Source organism: Haloarchaeobius sp. FL176 (assembly GCF_024609245.1).
Taxonomy (GTDB): domain Archaea; phylum Halobacteriota; class Halobacteria; order Halobacteriales; family Natrialbaceae; genus Haloarchaeobius.
Genome location: NZ_JANJYH010000002.1, coordinates 541,960 through 556,356 on the forward strand (window position 1 = coordinate 541,960; position 14,397 = coordinate 556,356).

The window sequence follows — 14,397 nt, forward strand, 5'->3', positions numbered from 1 at the left end:
ATGACAGGTAACGACCCATTCAGCAACGCGCTCTCCGGCATCGACAACGCCGAGGGCGTCGGGCATCTCACGCACACGGTATCGCCCGCCTCGAACGAGATCGGGAGCGTGCTCGAGGTCTTCTACGACCGCGGGTACATCGACGGCTTCGAGTTCGTCGACGACGGCAAGTCCGGTCACTTCGAGGTCGAACTGAAAGGTGCGATTAACGAATGCGGCCCCGTCAAACCGCGCTACTCCGTCGCGTCCGACGAGTTCGAGACGTGGGAGAAGCGGTTCCTGCCGGCACGCGACTACGGTGCGCTCATCGTGACGACCAGCCAGGGCGTCATGAGCCACTACGAGGCGCGCGAGCAGGGAGTCGGTGGCCAGGTTATCGCATACGTGTACTAAGACAATGCGAGTAGAACTGGACATTCCGGACGACGTAACAGCCGAGATGGACCATCTCGACCTCACGGTCGAGGGTCCGAACGGGTCGGTCACACGCCGACTCTGGTTCCCCGACATCACCGTGAGCGTCGAGGGCGACCAGGTCGTCGTCGAGTCCGACGCATCCGACGCGAAGACGAACGCAACCGTCGGCACCTTCGAGAGTCACATCACCAACATGTTCCACGGTGTGACCGACGGATGGGAGTACGAGATGGAGGTCTTCTACTCTCACTTCCCGATGAAGGTGCAGGCCGACGGCGGCGAAGTCGTCATCGAGAACTTCCTCGGCGAGAAGGCACCGCGACGAACGAACATCCACGGCGACACCGACGTGCAGGTCGACGGCGAGGAGCTGACCCTCTCCGGCGCTGACAAGGAAGCCGTCGGACAGACCGCCGCCGACATCGAGCAGTTGACCCGCGTCAGCGGGAAGGACACTCGCGTGTTCCAGGACGGCGTCTACATCACGAAAAAGCCCGCCAAGGGAGGTGCCTAACGCATGGCAGACGACCCACAGGAACTCGAAGACATCAGCGGTGTCGGCGAGTCCAAGGCCGAGGCGCTCCGCGCCGCCGGCTACGAGACCGTCGAAGACGTGAAGGCCGCGTCGCAGTCCGATCTCTCGGACGTCGAGGGTATCGGGAACGCGCTCGCCGCCCGTATCAAGGCCGACGTCGGTGACCTCGAAGTCAGCGAGGACACCGAGGCCGAGATCGAGGGCGACGAGGAAGACGAGGGCGAGGCCGAGGAGGAGGTAGAGACCGAACTCCAGCCCCGCGGCCTCGCCGACAAGACGCCTGAGCTCTCCGACGAGCACCAGCGGCTGCTCGACCAGCGACGAAAGGTCGGCAAGCCCGCGTTCAGGCGGCAGGACTACCACAAGAAGAAGCGTACGCCCGAGGCGTGGCGGCGCCCCACCGGCGGCCTCTCGAAGCAGCGACGTGCTGTCAAGGGCAAGGGCCCGAAGGTCGAGGCCGGCTTCCGGACCCCGAAGGCGGTGCGCGGCAAGCACCCCTCGGGCTTCGAGGAGGTCTACGTGCACAACGTGGACGACCTCGAGGGTGTCGACGGTGACACGGAAGCGGTCCGCATCGCCTCCAAGGTCGGCGGTCGCAAGCGCGAGCGCATCGAGGAGCGTGCGGAGGAGAACGGCATTCGCGTGCTGAACCCGACCTACGTCGAAGTCGAGGTGGATTCGGATGACTGATCTGTCCGCCCAGAAGCGACTGGCCGCGGACGTCCTCGACGTCGGGCAGAACCGCGTCTGGTTCGATCCGGACGAGCAGTCCGACATCTCGGAGGCGATCACCCGAGAGGACATCCGCGAGCTGGTCGACGACGGTACGATCCGAGCGGAAGAGAAGCGCGGTAACTCCAAGGGTCGCTCCCGCGAGCGGAAGGCCAAGCGCGCCTACGGGCACCAGAAGGGGCCCGGCAAGCGCCGCGGCAAGAAGGGCGGGCGCTCCGACCCGAAGAAGGAGTGGCAGAACCGCATCAGAGCGCAGCGAAAGAAGCTCCACGAACTCCGTGCTGAGGGCGAGATCGATCGCACCCAGTACCGCGAGCTCTACAACAAGGCCCGCGGTGGCGAGTTCCGGAGCGTCCAGTACCTGCTGAACTACATCGAAAACAACTACGGTGACCAATAATGGCGACAGGACCACGATATAAGGTTCCGATGCGTCGTCGCCGCGAGGTCCGGACGGACTACCATCAGAGGTTGCGCCTGCTGAAATCCGGCAAGCCACGGCTCGTCGCTCGAAAGAGCAACAAGCACGCCACGGCGCAGCTGATAGTCCCCGGTACCCAGGGCGACGAGACACTCGCGAGTGCGACCTCTGAGGACCTGGCGGACTTCGGCTGGGAGGCGCCCACGGGCAACCTGCCCGCGGCGTACCTGACCGGACTCCTCGCAGGCAAGCGCGCACTCGACGCAGGCGTCGAGGAAGCGGTACTCGACATCGGCCTCAACACGGCGACACCCGGTTCGAAGGTGTTCGCGGTACAGGAGGGCGCAATCGACGCCGGCCTCGACATCCCGCACAACGACGACGTACTGGCCGAGTGGCCACGGAACCGCGGCGAGCACATCGCCGAGTACGCTGAGCAACTCGACGAGCCGCTCTACAGCGGTGACTTCGACGCAACAGACCTTCCCGAGCACTTCGACGAAGTGCGCGAGACCCTGATGGAGCGATAACATGAGCGGCAACAACTACAACGACGGATGGGAACCCGTCACACGGCTCGGTAAGAAGGTACAGGAGGGCGAAATCGACACGATGGAAGCCGCCCTCAACTCCGGTCTCCCGCTGAAGGAGCCGGAGGTAACTGACCAGCTCCTGCCGGGGCTGGAGGACGAGGTGCTGGACATCAACATGGTCCAGCGGATGACCGACTCCGGTCGACGGGTGAAGTTCCGCTGCGTCGTCGCCATCGGTAACCGCGACGGCTACGTCGGCTACGCCGAGGGGCGTGACGACCAGGTCGGGGCCGCCATCCAGAAGGCGATCGGCATCGCCAAGCTGAACATCATCGACGTGCCCCGTGGCTCGGGCTCCTGGGAGGACCGGAGCACGAAGCCGCACTCGCTGACCCACCGCACGTCGGGCAAGGCTGGCTCGGTCAAGGTCGAACTCATCCCCGCCCCGCTCGGGCTGGGGCTCGCGGCATCCGACACCGTCCGCAAGGTGCTGGAGCTCGCGGGCATCGAGGACGCCTGGACCAAGAGCTACGGCAACACGCGCACCACGGTCAACTTCGCGAAGGCGACGTTCAACGCACTGGAGAACGCCTCGCAGTCCCGTCGCGCGCGTCTCCAGTCCGCAGAGGAGGTGGCCGAGTGATGCAGGCAGTCGTCCAGCTCCGCGGCGAGGTCGACCGCTCCGGCGACATCGACGACACGCTGACGATGCTCAACATCGAGCGCGTCAACCACGCGACGCTCGTGCCGGAGACCGACAGCTACCGCGGCATGCTCACGAAGGTCAACGACTACGTCGCGATGGGCGAGCCCAGCCAGGACGTACTGGCGGCCGTGCTCGCCACGCGTGGCGAGGTCGAGGCCACCGGCGAGGCACTCACGGACGAGTGGGTCGCCGAGGAGACCGACTACGGCAGCATCGACGAGCTCGCCGAGGCACTGCTGGCCGAGGAGACGACCCTCGCGGACGAGGGTCTCTCGCCGGTCCTGCGCCTGCACCCCCCGCGCAAGGGGCACGAGGGCATCAAGCACCCGACGAAGGAGGGTGGCGAACTCGGTAAGCACACGACCGAGGAGATCGACAAGCTCCTCGAGGCAATGCGATAACAATGACGAGCAAGAAACGACGCCAGCGCGGCTCGCGCACGCACAGCGGCGGCAGCCACAAGAACCGTCGTGGCGCCGGCCACCGTGGCGGCCGCGGCCGTGCTGGCCGCGACAAGCACGAGTTCCACAACTACGAACCGCTCGGCAAGCACGGGTTCAAGCGCCCGCAGGACGTCCGCGACGACGTCGTCGAGATCAACGTCCAGAAGCTCGACGAGGATGCGGTCCTCTACGCGGCAGAGGACCTCGCCGAGCAGGACGGTGACACGTACGTCATCGACGCCCGCGACGTGGTCGACGATGGCTACGACGCCGACGTCGTGAAGGTGCTGGGCGGCGGCCAGGTCCGCAACGAGCTGGCCGTCACCGCCGACGCCTTCAGCGCGAGCGCCCGCGGCCTCATCGAGGAGGCCGGTGGCGAAGCCGTCCTCTCCGAGCGCGCCGAGGAAGAGGACGACGCCGACGACGCCGACGCGGCCGAGGAGTAGTCCGTCGACGCCGCCCGACGCCTTTCTCTCGCGTACTCGGCCGGCGAGTGACATCGCCGCCGATGTACCGACCGACGACGAGTGGTTTCGTTCTTGGAGCGTGTTGCGGCCATGGTTTGCGAGCATCGTCTGTTCTCGCGGCCGGTATCGCCAAGCCAACTCCAGTCACATCGGCGCCTGCAAAGCGAAGTACATACAAGCATCCACCCGGTTTGTCCCGGTATATGGGTTGGAAAGAAGCCGCCGAACCGGTCCTTACCAGGATGCCCTCGGTCCAGCGACCGGAGGGTCACGTCCCCTTCAAGCGGAAGCTGGGCTGGACCGGCGGCATACTGGTACTGTACTTCTTCCTCACGACGATCACTGTCTACGGAACACAGCCTGTCGGCACCGGCGGAGGCGACGCGTTCGGACAGTTCCGGTCGATTCTGGCCGGTGCGAACCGCTCGATACTGCACCTCGGTATCGGGCCGATAGTCACCGCGAGCATTGTCCTGCAGTTGCTCGGCGGTGCGAACCTCCTCGGCCTCGACACGGACGACCCCCGTGACCAGATCCTCTACCAGGGGCTCCAGAAGGTGCTGGTGCTGGTGATGACGCTGCTCACCGCGGTCCCGATGGTCTTCCTCTCGTCGGGGATTCTCCCGCTAGACGGCGGTGGACAGGCCGGCTCGGGAGCGGTGGGCACGATGGCCGGATTCGTCGGCGCTGGGAACGCCACGTTGGCGCTCCAGTTCGTCATCCTCGCCCAGATCTTCGTCGGCGGCCTCCTCATCCTGTTCATGGACGAGATCGTGAGCAAGTGGGGCGTCGGCTCCGGTATCGGGCTGTTCATCATCGCGGGTGTGAGCCAGCGGCTCGTCACCGGGTTCATCGCCATGTTCCGCGACTGGTTCCGCATCGCGACCGGTGGCACGAGCATCAACGTGTTCACCCAGTCGGGTCTCACGGACCTGCTGCTCAACCAGGGCCACATCATCGCCTTGGTGACCACGCTCCTCATCTTCGCCATCGTCGTCTACGCGGAGAGCGTCCGCGTCGAGATTCCGCTGAGCCACGCTCGTGTCAAGGGGGCGCGTGGTCGCTTCCCGGTGAAGCTCATCTACGCGAGCGTTCTGCCGATGATTCTCGTTCGCGCACTGCAGGCGAACATCCAGTTCCTCGGTCGCGGCCTCAGCTCGCTCGGCAGTGCCCCCGCCTGGCTCCTCGAGTACAACGGCAGCGGTCAGGCCATCGGCGGGCTGTTCTACTATCTCGCGCCCATCCAGCGCCCCGGTGACTGGATGTGGTGGGGGACCGGCACCGCGAACTCCGTCGCCGCCAGCGAGGGCGTCATCCACGTCATCCTCCGTGTCGGCGTCGACCTCACGTTCATGATCGCCGGCGGTGCCATCTTCGCCATCTTCTGGGTGGAGACGACCGACATGGGGCCGAAGTCGACGGCGAAACAGATCCAGAACTCCGGAATGCAGATTCCCGGCTTCCGCCAGAACATCGGCGTCATCGAGAAGGTCATGGAGCGCTACATCCCGCAGGTGACCGTCATCGGCGGCGCGCTCGTCGGCCTGCTCGCCGTCATGGCGAACATGCTCGGCACCGTCGGGAGCGTCACCGGGACTGGGTTGCTCCTGACAGTCTCCATCACGTACAAGCTGTACGAGGAGATCGCCGAAGAACAGCTCATGGAGATGCACCCGATGATGCGTCAAATGTTTGGAGATTAAGGGTACCCACTGGGGTCCCCAACTTTCCAAGCCGTTACAGTAATCTCTCCGACCGCGTCCGGTTGGGGAGGTCGAGGTCAGTATCCAACTTTCCAAGTCTTTACGTCAATCCTCGTTAGCGATACTGGCGAGAAATGCCAGACCGAAACCAAGTACCGCTAAACGTCCGCGTCACTCCCGAGAAAAAAGAGGAGTGGAAAACCTCGATCGATAACGACGAAACTCTTGCAGGAGTCGTCCGTCGCGCAGTGGATCGGGAACTCAATAACGAGTATGTCCACGTGGACGCTGCGGACTATTTGGATAGTGGCGACGATATCGATTTTAGCGAGGTAACTACCGATCTCGATTCACTCTCTGGGCAAGTTGAAGCGCTCCAGAGTGAGCTTGACGATGCGCTCACACCGGGGTCAATGCCACCGGAAGATGAGTTAAGCGAGGTGGCGATGCAAGCACTCGCGCACATCCCGCGGTATAGTGATCTCTCTGATGACGTGAGACGTGAGATCGGTGAGAGAGATATGGATCGACTACGAGGTGTTAAGATCTCGATTGAGGGTCGGCAAACACGAGTAGACGGGAGTGCGCAAGCAATCGCTTTCAAAATGGACGGTGACGAAAGCGAACTCATCGTTCGACAGGCCCTCATTTACCTAGAGAACCGGACGACAGAGAACGTCCGGAGTACGATTGCTGACGGGACACGGAACTGGGTGAGAGGTGTATGAGGGACGACAAAGGCAGGTACGTAACACCAGAAAGCGAGAAGCTCAGCGAGGAGATGGAAGAGTTGCGTGGACGGTATCTCGACTCACTCCTGTCACAGAAAACCGAAACAAGCAAAAGAACACGCACTACTCGGCGAAGGGAAGTCGGGTACTGGCTGCAGTTCTGTAGCGTTAACGGGATTGATCCGCTCGCCGCCGAAGAGTCCGATGTCCGCGGATATATCCAAACCATCAACGATCACGCAGATACGACGGTTCACTCCTACTTCACGTCAGTCCAATCGTTTTACTCAATAATCATAAAAGACGCTGCAGATGACACCCTCGAACTTGATAACACCGGAAGGCACCCCTGCGATGGAATCAGCCTCAAGAAAGATTATGAAATCAGCAGGACATCGGAGTACAAACGACAGAATGTAATTACAGACGACCTTGAAAACGCCCGAGAGAATGAAGAAGTCATCGCCCTCCGTCCGGACGCGGTTGAAGAGTTGTTTGACGCTGTGCCCGGAAAACGCCGTGAAACCCAACTTCGGAACGAGGTGATTGTCCGTCTGTCATGGTATACCGGTGCTCGAAGCATTGAGCTGGCGAATATGCGGATTGGAAAAATTGACTGGGACCGGTGTATGATAAACATCGAGTCCGCTAAAATAGATCCTCGGGAAAATCCCGGACTCGCTCGCCGGAACGTTGTGTTTCCGAAAGAGTTCAAGTTGACACTCAGGCGGTGGTGTGAGCGAGTTCGACATTCCTTTTCCGGACAGGTCACACCGGAGGAGGGACACATCCTCTGTACGACGCATAATGACGTGATGCAGCCAGCCGATATCAACGACGTCATTAAACAAACTGCCCGGAACGCTGGGCTCCAACGACCGCTGCGACCCGCGGATCCAGATCCGGAAGACGATGTCAAAGAGTGGTTCGTTACGTCACATCGCCTTCGCCGATCAGCGATTAGCCATTGGGTTAACGACATCGACACTATCGATATCAACCAAGCTAGAATCTTAGCAGGCCACGCCCAACTGTCACAGACAATTGACTATGTCGAAGACGATAACGATTCACTCGCAGAAGATTACCAGGAAGGGATGCAGGGGTAACGTTATCGATACCCGTCGTTTGTCCGATGCTTCCTCTTCCAGCCAAGTTCCTCTCCAACATCTGCTTGATCCTATGGAGAACGCATCACCGAACGTGAACACCACTAGAAAGCTGGCCGTACTACACTACTTCGTGATAATCACCCAATTACTGGCATTTCCCATGCCAGCCGTTGGTGAGTTACCTGGCCCCCACTACGATTTTCGCAGTTTGCCTCTTATCTCGTAGATCTTGCCGTTCTGTTTCAGCATGTCGATGTCGTGCCTAATCTTCTTCTCATCCATGTCGATGATCCCCGCCACCTCTTCGGCGGTCGTCTCGTCTTGGTCATCAATGATGGCAAGCACCTGTTTTCGCCGGTCCCGCTGGCTCTTCGACTGCCCCGTCTCAACTACGTCCACATCGAACTGCCCGCTCTCGGGGTCGATGCCGACCTGCTCCATCGACTCCCGAACCAGCGTGAGGGCACGGTCCACGTCCTCTCGCCGAACTTCGTCGGAGAGACGCACCCGTGCAGACGCCTCAGCGAGGCGCTCGATGGCTTCTTCCTGTCGGTAGGTCACCGGCACTGGGTTGTCTTCTTCGTCGGCGTTGGCGAGACGGATCTTCAGGAACTCCTCACGGAGGTACTCTTGGGTCTCCTCATTCTCTGCCCGGATGTACGGCGTCACCTCGTCCTTCGCATAGGCGATGTACGCACGCAGCGTTTGGTGGGGGATATCCGGCTTGATGGTCTTCCGCTCTTCCTCGGTGAGCTCCTTGCCGAGCTCCTTTTTTGCCTTCGCCCGCCGGGACCGCATCTGGTGGTTGACGACTCCTCGGTCAGTCTCCTTGTCGGGCGAGTCGGAGACCATGAACATCAGATCGAACCGCGACATCAGCGTCGGTCCGAGGTCAAGTTGTTCGGCAATCGGCTCGTAGTTATCGAACCGTCCGTATTTTGGATTTCCCGCCGCTAGCATTGCGGTGCGCGCGTTCAGTGTCGCGTTGATTCCTGCTTTGTTTACCCGGACTTTCTGACTCTCTAGGGCGTCGTGGAGAGATGAGATGACGTTGTCGTTGACCTTATCGATCTCGTCGATACACGCGACGCCGCCGTCAGCGAGGACGAGAGCACCTGCTTCGAGGCCCCATTCGGCGTCTCCGAAGTCGTCGGCTACCGCCGCCGCGGTTAACCCTGCAGCCGTGGCTCCCTTTCCGGAGGCGTACGTTGAGCGCGGCGCGAGGTCATTGGCTGCCTTCAGGAAGGTCGATTTTCCGCAGCCAGGGTCACCCATCAGGAGAAGGTGGGAGTCCCCGCGCGTCTGCCCGCCGCGGGACCACCCGCCGAACAGTTGGAGCGCGATGGCGAGTTTCACAACCTCGTGTCCCTCGTGTCCCGGGTTGATCGATTGAACTAGCAGGTCGTACGGGTCACCATGCTCGCCGGCGGCAATGGCCTCGATCTCGTCTCGGTGTTCGGAGATGTCGATGTCGTCGTAGGAACTCTCCTCTCGGACGACTGCCTGCCCGTCTACGGTGGTGTCGAAGTCAAGCGACTGGTTACTCCCGGGTTCCTCGGTGTCGAGAATACCGGTGAGGGTGATGCGATCACCGGCGTCGAACGACTGAATGAGGTCGTCTTCAAGATGGACGTCGATGGTCTCGCCCTCACCACCTTTCGTGCGCTCGGGCGGCTGCTGAATCCGAGCGAACTGGTGGTCGGTCCACGTGCTGGCCGACGAGTCGGGACGGAATGGACCCTGTCGTTCGCATCCCTGACACTCGTGCGGTTCCTCAAGCTGGTCACCGGTCTGCAGGATATCCGTCTGGGTCCCGCAGCGCTGGCATTCGAAGGTGGCTTCGACGATGCGCGGCTTCACCGCGCTGACCTTCTGGACCTGGCCGCGAATCCCCAGCAGCTTCCCGATGTTCTCCTTACGTGGAACTTCCGCGACGTCGAGGACGATGTCGTCTGGTAGGTCGTGGATGCGGACGTGAGCGTCGGACAGACTGACGTCCACGGGCAGGTCGTACAGTCGAAGCGCCTCTTCGAAGTACTCCAGCATCTCTCGCGGATGCTCTTGGATGTCGTCCGCGAGATCGGGGTCGAATCGGAAGACGTCATCGTAGCGTACGTGGAGTGAGCGTTGCTCTTGCGGGTAGTGCTGAGCGAGCTGTGCGACTTCCTCCCGGTAGTAGTCCCGGAGGAATCCTATCAGACGTTCGGTGATATCTTGGTGTTCTGCTCTCATGTCGATTTGTTGGAGCTCCACAACACCCTTGCCGGGGTGTGGTTCCCGGACCGGAGCGAGCGGAGCGAGCGGTCAGCGAGCATACCATCAGCTAACCGACTTTTATTTACAACTGCCTCTACCATACAACCACTACGACCTCAGAGGGAATCGTCTGAGGCCGTCTCTGTCGGCGGGGGCTTCCCACCTCCGAGGTGTTGTGGGGCTCCCACAGTTACTCGCCTCCGTTCCTCCGACGGTGACCGACGACGTCGCCAGGGAGATCGCCATTCTCCAGGTTCAACTTTAGCCGACTCTCCCCGCCGGAGTTGCTCTCGTACCAGAGGACGTCCGTCTTCCCGACGAGACGTGGTGCCTTCCGAAGGTCGTCATAGAACGTCGTGCGGTCGATGTCGGGGTACTTCAGCGCTGCCTCTGCCTTTTCCTTGTTCAGCGAAGCCTTCGCATCCCGACCGCGCTCACGCTCTGTCTCAGCCGCCTTCTTCAGGTGTTGGATGAGTGTAATACGGCGTTGCTTCGCGGTCATCTCGTCGCTGTTTTCGACAAGAGACAGCAGGTCAGTCCGCGCGTCCAAGCGCTCAATCTCCGTTCGGAGGTTCTCGTTCTCCTGCCAGAGGTCTTCGACCTTGTCACGGAGCGCGTCGCGTTCCTCGCGTGCATCGTCAAGTTCAGTTTCGAGAGACTCGATCCGTTTTGAGTGAGCCTCAAGCCGCGCCGCGATGGCTCGGAGTTTTGGAGTGTCGTCTCCGTCCAGAGACTCTCCGTTTTGTTGCTGACTGCTCACACCAAATTCCTCCGGCAGTTGGACATTTGATCGGCAGCGTCAGGGACGCTCTCACTGCTTCCGCTCATCGACAACCACCCGGTGGTGGATGATTCACTAATTCTATCAGTGGTCTCAGCGCATTCGTTGAGTCGAGTCGCATACTGTATTTCCTCGTTGTGAAGCACGAGGGACCCAAAGGCGCGGGACAATCACTCCATCCCGACGTCGTTCCGGTTCTGGGTCCGTGGAATCGTGGCTACTTCCAGTTATGCCCTTGCCAGTTATAAAGTTTTGTAGGAACTCTATTCTATAGCGAAGTTGTAATGATGTGATGTTATAGACCACAATAACTAATACGGAAGAGGTGCAGTATGCTGTTAAATGGAGCTTTCAGATACCGACTGGGGGATTCTCAACCTCTGCAGCGACAACCGCGAAACCCGCAAAAACATTGCCGCTGCTTTGGATAAGTCGCCTAACTACATCTCGAAAGAACTCTCGAAGCTCAGTGAGATGGGGCTTCTCAAACAACCGGGTCCAGCCGAGAAATCCGGGATGCACGTCACAACCAAGAAAGGAGGATTCGTCCTCTCGAAACAAGAAAAATACGAACGCCGGCAGTCAGAACTGTTCGGTGAGCTCGTTACGTCGGCTGCTGAACTGTCCTATGAACTATCAGCAGAAACCGACACAGAAGTTACTCCGAGCGATATCGTGGTCGTGACCGAACAGGCGCATGACTTACTTCAGAAACTGGATGACAACAGCGGGGTATCCCCACAAGAAGCAGCAGATCGAATTGGGATGAATCTTTACGCGACACAGGGAATCTTATACGAACTATATTTTTTCGATCTTCTGGATCAAGCAGTCACCTCTGATGGAGAAATATATGATCTCACCGCCCGCGGTCGGCGACTTCTTGACCAGCCCGCTCAGACAACTGTGAAGGATGCGAATCGTACGTGGAACCTAATTACGTCGAAAGACAAATCCGAACCATCTTTTGATAAGTAGATCGAGTAGAACGAGCGTGCGAACGTAACAGGTTTGTCGGACAGAGGCTCTTTATGAGATATCGCCTGTGAAACACCTCTACAACCGGGTTGATACGTGGCTACGAGGGCTCCCCCAAGGAGCGTACGCCGTCTTCTACGGGGCGGCAGGCGGCGTCGGAGTGCTCCTCGTTGGTCTCCTGCTCAGTCAAGAACTGCTGGTCGTGCAGGCGCTCACGATGGCTCTCGTGCTCTTCAGCTTGGAGTTGGTATTTGGAATCAACCAACCGACAACGGAGGACTGAACGTCGTCTTCTCTGCAGTACTCCCTCTATTCCCTTTAGTCGTTAGAAGAACTGCAGGATCTACATCGAAGAGAACCTTTGATCGTATTCAGAGGGTTATCTCCGCTCAAGACACTATCACATGAGGAACACCGGGCGGTATCCGTAGTTCCGATCCCGCTTCCGTATCCAAGCGTCATTGTTTGGGAAACTCCTTGCTCGGTCAGTTCGACATCGATCTCTCCCCGTTCGTACTCTATCTGTGTCACCGTCAGGGGAGTCACTCGAATATCCAGCGCATGCCGCTTTCGAATCTCTTCCTGTTTCTGGGGAAATCCCTGGTCGCGCTGTTCCTGCAGAGCGCTCAGTTCCGCATCCACCTCTTCATACTCAGCTTTTGCCTCTTTCCGTTTCTTCAGTGCCTCCACGCGATCGTCCTGATCACTGCCGTTGATCGTTTCACTCAGCTCATCGATCTTCGAGGATAGTTTGGATCGTTCCTCTTCCAGCTCTTGGATCCGTTGTTGTTGGAGCTGCCGGTATTCTTCGACCTCTGCGTCCGCTGCTCTGGATGCTTCATTATGGACCTCATCAATTTCGTTCTGGATGCTCCGCATCAGCTGATCTTGGGCTGTGCTGAGATGTGATCGTGCGTCTGATTCCGATAATGAGGATTTCGCGGTAGTGGGAGAGCCGTTCGTGGGTATCGCCGTCATTTGAAGAAACGTCTCCTCCAACGCCGGAAGTCTCTGTTCCGAGCGGTGGTCGATGGCGATGGCGCGAAGGAGCTCCTGTTGGTATTCACTGACTGTCTCGATACTCACCTCAAAAAGAACCACAATCGCGGTACGGTCGTAGTACGGCGTGAACTGGATTTCCCTCACTTCGACGTCGCCTTCTTTAATCCACTGTGGGATCACTACGTCGTCCCGACCGGCTTCTATCGATATTTTCCCTGTGGGGCGACGCTCAGCTGCCTCTCTGAGGATCCGCTGAAAAAACTCACTTTCTGGATGGAGATGCTCTCCAGTACTATCTTCGTCTCTGTTCGTACCACAAAGCAACGAGAGGGTGCCTGCCGGCAATTCTGTATCCTCATTGTCTGGAATCGCAACTTCCCAGGTGTCTCCTCGTGTCTCAATGGTGCCGCCGAGTGACTCTAGGTAGCGTTCGGAGAAGTCCTCAACGACGGACTGCGTGACCGCGAGTGCTTCGTCAGTCATCGCTTTCCCCCAAGTCGAATCCTTCGAAGACGCCGTTGTTGAACTCCTCCAGTTTGTCAGCGAGCTCTCGTTGTTCCTGCAGATCGACGGCCATCGCATCGAAGTCATTCTCCAGATCGACCTCTGAATCAGCATTGACGAGTCGGTCGAAAATCTGGTCCTCGAAGCTTGTTCCCGACTCTTCTAACCGACTCAATATGGAACTTAGCTCGCCCACACTTTGTTGGAACAAATCGATTTTGTGGTAGAGGCGCTCCAGTACGTATTCTTCAACAGTATCCTTTAGCGCCATGTTGAAGATGAAGACGTCCCGTTTCTGTCCAATCCGGTGTACACGTCCAATACGTTGTTCGACGCGCATCGGATTCCACGGCAAGTCTAAATTAACTAACATGTTACAAAACTGTAAGTTTCGTCCTTCGCTCATTGAGTCGGTTGAAACGAGGACCCCACCCTCCTCCTCGAAGTCCTCAATAATCCGTTCCTTCTCGCTACTGGAGTGGCCACCGTGGAACGCATGTACCGTGTATCCCTCCGCAGCGAGCCTATCGAGAATCTCCTGTTGAGTTGCTCGGAACTGCGTGAAGACGATGACTCGCCCCATCTCGACGTTGTCACGGGCTTCTTCGACAATGTCCAGAAGTCGTTCCTGTTTGGTGACCGTATCGATCTCATCGATCAGATCTAAAATGGACTCCAGTTCGTCCGCGTGCGTGAGCTCCGACTGGTCGTAGAGTCGCTTCTCGATGGTCTTCTTGAGTGCGACTGGGCTGCTGACGACCTCCTTCTGCAAGAGCATCAGTACGAGCTTCTGCCCCTGGTCTTGGCTGTAGGCACCTTTCACATAGTCAGAAACCGCCTGATAGAGTTCGCGTTCCTTCGGGGTTGGATTGAACGTCCGTGTGTCGATCGTCCGGTCCGTGAAGTCAATATCTGTGTCCTCCCGTCGGTTTCGGATCATAACCTTGTTGTATGTGTTTAGCCCGAGCTGATTTCGCCACCATCTCATAGGAGGCGCACAAATCGGGCTGTATGAGCTGGCAGCGGAGGTTCGTGATGATCCACAGGGATGGGCTCCGTCGCGGAGCCCATCCCGT

At 59.2% G+C, this 14,397-nt stretch carries 17 protein-coding genes; 13 read left to right on the forward strand and 4 right to left on the reverse strand.

Translation table 11 applies throughout. From position 1 onward, the window contains the following. The 11 genes from NO978_RS06010 to NO978_RS06060 all read left to right on the forward strand — a co-directional run bounded on the left by NO978_RS06010 (window position 1) and on the right by NO978_RS06060 (window position 7,797). Complete coding sequence (locus NO978_RS06010) at window positions 1-393, forward strand: 30S ribosomal protein S8 (protein ID WP_089735850.1); 393 nt, start codon at window positions 1-3, stop codon at window positions 391-393. Between the two features lie 4 nt (window positions 394-397). Then, window positions 398-931 carry a 50S ribosomal protein L6 gene (locus tag NO978_RS06015; protein ID WP_257298626.1) on the forward strand — a complete coding sequence of 178 codons (534 nt, stop codon included), beginning with the start codon at window positions 398-400 and terminating at the stop codon, window positions 929-931. A gap of 3 nt (window positions 932-934) precedes the next feature. Next, window positions 935-1,642: a 50S ribosomal protein L32e gene (locus NO978_RS06020; protein ID WP_257298627.1), complete on the forward strand. Its 708-nt coding sequence runs from the start codon at window positions 935-937 to the stop codon at window positions 1,640-1,642. Further along, complete coding sequence (locus NO978_RS06025; RefSeq protein WP_257298628.1) at window positions 1,635-2,084, forward strand: 50S ribosomal protein L19e; 450 nt, start codon at window positions 1,635-1,637, stop codon at window positions 2,082-2,084. The genes NO978_RS06020 and NO978_RS06025 overlap by 8 nt, the downstream gene beginning before the upstream one ends. Next, on the forward strand, window positions 2,084-2,635 hold the full coding sequence (locus NO978_RS06030; protein ID WP_089735857.1) for a 50S ribosomal protein L18: 552 nt from the start codon (window positions 2,084-2,086) through the stop codon (window positions 2,633-2,635). Before NO978_RS06025 ends, NO978_RS06030 begins: the two co-directional genes overlap by 1 nt. A 1-nt stretch (window position 2,636) precedes the next feature. Beyond that, window positions 2,637-3,281, forward strand: coding sequence for a 30S ribosomal protein S5 (locus tag NO978_RS06035; RefSeq protein WP_257298629.1), 645 nt, complete (start codon window positions 2,637-2,639; stop codon window positions 3,279-3,281). Further along, a complete protein-coding gene (rpmD, locus tag NO978_RS06040) occupies window positions 3,281-3,745 on the forward strand; it encodes a 50S ribosomal protein L30 (protein WP_257298630.1) in 465 nt (154 codons plus the stop codon). The genes NO978_RS06035 and rpmD overlap by 1 nt, the downstream gene beginning before the upstream one ends. Window positions 3,746-3,747: 2 nt before the next feature. Next, the gene (locus NO978_RS06045) at window positions 3,748-4,233 is read left to right on the forward strand and encodes an uL15m family ribosomal protein (protein WP_257298631.1); all 486 of its coding nucleotides are present in this window, start codon (window positions 3,748-3,750) and stop codon (window positions 4,231-4,233) included. Between the two features lie 224 nt (window positions 4,234-4,457). Continuing rightward, complete coding sequence (secY, locus tag NO978_RS06050) at window positions 4,458-5,957, forward strand: preprotein translocase subunit SecY (protein WP_257298632.1); 1,500 nt, start codon at window positions 4,458-4,460, stop codon at window positions 5,955-5,957. A gap of 134 nt (window positions 5,958-6,091) precedes the next feature. Beyond that, window positions 6,092-6,685, forward strand: a complete 594-nt coding sequence (locus NO978_RS06055; RefSeq protein ID WP_257298633.1) for a hypothetical protein — start codon at window positions 6,092-6,094, stop codon at window positions 6,683-6,685. Continuing rightward, a complete protein-coding gene (locus NO978_RS06060; RefSeq protein WP_257298634.1) occupies window positions 6,682-7,797 on the forward strand; it encodes a site-specific integrase in 1,116 nt (371 codons plus the stop codon). The genes NO978_RS06055 and NO978_RS06060 overlap by 4 nt, the downstream gene beginning before the upstream one ends. Window positions 7,798-7,992: 195 nt before the next feature. Here the strand turns inward: NO978_RS06060 and NO978_RS06065 are convergent, their stop codons facing one another. Together NO978_RS06065 and NO978_RS06070 are read right to left on the reverse strand one after the other, a co-directional pair. Next, window positions 7,993-10,032 carry a minichromosome maintenance protein MCM gene (locus NO978_RS06065; protein WP_257298635.1) on the reverse strand — a complete coding sequence of 680 codons (2,040 nt, stop codon included), beginning with the start codon at window positions 10,030-10,032 and terminating at the stop codon, window positions 7,993-7,995. Between the two features lie 214 nt (window positions 10,033-10,246). After that, window positions 10,247-10,816: a hypothetical protein gene (locus NO978_RS06070; RefSeq protein ID WP_257298636.1), complete on the reverse strand. Its 570-nt coding sequence runs from the start codon at window positions 10,814-10,816 to the stop codon at window positions 10,247-10,249. A 363-nt stretch (window positions 10,817-11,179) separates the two neighbouring features. On the opposite strand from NO978_RS06070, the gene NO978_RS06075 reads away from it, so the two are divergent. After that, window positions 11,180-11,815: an Rrf2 family transcriptional regulator gene (locus tag NO978_RS06075; RefSeq protein WP_257298637.1), complete on the forward strand. Its 636-nt coding sequence runs from the start codon at window positions 11,180-11,182 to the stop codon at window positions 11,813-11,815. Between the two features lie 58 nt (window positions 11,816-11,873). Continuing rightward, window positions 11,874-12,098, forward strand: coding sequence for a hypothetical protein (locus NO978_RS06080; RefSeq protein ID WP_369684110.1), 225 nt, complete (start codon window positions 11,874-11,876; stop codon window positions 12,096-12,098). Between the two features lie 35 nt (window positions 12,099-12,133). Here the strand turns inward: NO978_RS06080 and NO978_RS06085 are convergent, their stop codons facing one another. Beyond that, a complete protein-coding gene (locus NO978_RS06085) occupies window positions 12,134-13,300 on the reverse strand; it encodes a hypothetical protein (RefSeq protein WP_257298639.1) in 1,167 nt (388 codons plus the stop codon). Then, a partial coding sequence (locus NO978_RS06090) for a DEAD/DEAH box helicase (RefSeq protein WP_257298640.1) occupies window positions 13,293-14,397 on the reverse strand: 1,105 nt, incomplete at its 5' end. The genes NO978_RS06090 and NO978_RS06085, both read right to left, overlap by 8 nt.

Bases quoted from the DNA above. Each gene is read 5' to 3' on its own strand.
- NO978_RS06055 (WP_257298633.1), top strand. From the start codon at position 6,092: ATGCCAGACCGAAACCAAGTACCGCTAAACGTCCGCGTCACTCCCGAG.
- NO978_RS06015 (WP_257298626.1), top strand. From the start codon at position 398: ATGCGAGTAGAACTGGACATTCCGGACGACGTAACAGCCGAGATGGAC.
- NO978_RS06020 (WP_257298627.1), top strand. From the start codon at position 935: ATGGCAGACGACCCACAGGAACTCGAAGACATCAGCGGTGTCGGCGAG.
- secY (WP_257298632.1), top strand. From the start codon at position 4,458: ATGGGTTGGAAAGAAGCCGCCGAACCGGTCCTTACCAGGATGCCCTCG.
- NO978_RS06025 (WP_257298628.1), top strand. From the start codon at position 1,635: ATGACTGATCTGTCCGCCCAGAAGCGACTGGCCGCGGACGTCCTCGAC.
- NO978_RS06030 (WP_089735857.1), top strand. From the start codon at position 2,084: ATGGCGACAGGACCACGATATAAGGTTCCGATGCGTCGTCGCCGCGAG.
- NO978_RS06075 (WP_257298637.1), top strand. From the start codon at position 11,180: ATGGAGCTTTCAGATACCGACTGGGGGATTCTCAACCTCTGCAGCGAC.
- NO978_RS06010 (WP_089735850.1), top strand. From the start codon at position 1: ATGACAGGTAACGACCCATTCAGCAACGCGCTCTCCGGCATCGACAAC.
- NO978_RS06045 (WP_257298631.1), top strand. From the start codon at position 3,748: ATGACGAGCAAGAAACGACGCCAGCGCGGCTCGCGCACGCACAGCGGC.
- rpmD (WP_257298630.1), top strand. From the start codon at position 3,281: ATGCAGGCAGTCGTCCAGCTCCGCGGCGAGGTCGACCGCTCCGGCGAC.
- NO978_RS06085 (WP_257298639.1), bottom strand. From the start codon at position 13,300: ATGACTGACGAAGCACTCGCGGTCACGCAGTCCGTCGTTGAGGACTTC.
- NO978_RS06060 (WP_257298634.1), top strand. From the start codon at position 6,682: ATGAGGGACGACAAAGGCAGGTACGTAACACCAGAAAGCGAGAAGCTC.
- NO978_RS06065 (WP_257298635.1), bottom strand. From the start codon at position 10,032: ATGAGAGCAGAACACCAAGATATCACCGAACGTCTGATAGGATTCCTC.
- NO978_RS06035 (WP_257298629.1), top strand. From the start codon at position 2,637: ATGAGCGGCAACAACTACAACGACGGATGGGAACCCGTCACACGGCTC.